The 1,448-nt window shown below is 48.5% G+C and carries 1 protein-coding gene; it reads left to right on the top strand.

Annotation, left to right across the window (positions count from 1 at the left end):
* Positions 1–1,395 (top strand): T9SS type A sorting domain-containing protein (locus J1N09_RS15360; RefSeq protein WP_265201165.1); only part of this gene is annotated, 1,395 nt, incomplete at its 5' end.
* Between the last annotated feature and the right edge of the window lie 53 nt (positions 1,396–1,448).

The raw sequence follows: 1,448 nt of genomic DNA, 5'->3' as shown, positions 1-1,448 counted from the left end.
TTGAAGGAGCGTGATTTCATGTTGATGGGTAGTCCTATGACGGCCGAGACACGTAACGATGTTTTTGGTTCGGCTTACAATGTACAGGAGCATACCCCTATGAATTTCGAGCCTCATCCGAGTGTTCCTGCCGGAGGTACGAACTTTATGGACGATGTACTGGACGACTGGAACCCCGCCACAGGCGCCATTACTCCGGGTGAAGGTTTTGTGGTGTATCCGCAGGCTGCCTATATTGATCCTGCCTATGCAGGTCCGCCACCGGTCACTACCATTCAATTCCCACTTACCTATTCTGAAGGGACACTCAATACGGGTAATGTAGATAGAAACATAATATTCAGGGACCTAACGGTCAACCCCGATGGTACCCCGAACTTTTTGGCCAACCCATACGCCTCACCTATTGATGCGAGTATGCTGGTAGCCAACAACGCACTGATAAACGAGATTTACTTCTGGGAGCACTTAACACCACCTAGTGCTGCTATACCGGGAGCCAATGTGATCAATGTATCGATGGATGATCTTTCGATCTACAACGGTACCATGGGAATACCTGCTGCCAACGATCCCGGGACCAGTACAGCACCTAATGGTGTGATCTCTACGGGTCAGGGCTTCGGTATCAAGGCCTTTGGTTCAGGAACGGTTACCTTTACCAATAGCATGCGACTTACCACAGGTAATATTACCCTGAGAACTCCTGAAGGACTTGAAAAGCTTCTTCTGAAAGTAGAGAGTGATCAATACCAGGCCAGGAGTTATACAGGAATAGGATTCAGAGGCGATGCCACCCCACAGTTGGATGAAGGCATGGACTCCAACCGACTGGCCACACTGATCGCCTTGTATTCACACCTGGAGGACGGTAGTGAGCAGTTGGGCATCCAGACACGTGAATCTTTTGAAAGTGGTATCAAGATCCCAATGGGCTTTGCCTCTCAGATCGAAGAAGACACTACCTATAAGATCAGTATTGTTGATGTTACAGGAAGCAACCTTACAGTTAGCAATATCTACCTGGTAGACCACCTAACGGGAATGATCACCGATCTCACCCAGAACGACTATGAGTTCAGCAGTGATACAGGCACCTTCAATGGACGCTTCACCCTGCAGTTCGAGACAGAGGTACTGGCTAACGGCGATCTGGCCTTAAACAGCATCTCGCTCTACCCGAACCCTGCAGATGCACTACTGAATGTAGTATCACCCAATGCGGAGATCACGGGTATTCGCATCCACGATGTACTGGGAAGAAAGGTAGAAGACATTAGTGTGAACAGTGAGCGCAGTTACCAGGTGGACATCAGTTCACTGGATACGGCCCTGTACTTTGTAACGGTAACCACCGAAAGTGGCTCTGTAACAAAGAGGATTGTGAAGAAATAACAAACCTGACTTTCAATCATACAACCGCCTCCTTACGAGGCGGTTTTTTTATT

The sequence above is a fragment of the Aureitalea sp. L0-47 genome, from assembly GCF_026126405.1.
GTDB lineage: Bacteria > Bacteroidota > Bacteroidia > Flavobacteriales > Flavobacteriaceae > Pukyongia.
The sequence above is the reverse complement of the archived record's forward strand: the minus strand, read 5'-3'. Positions and strand labels throughout refer to the sequence as shown.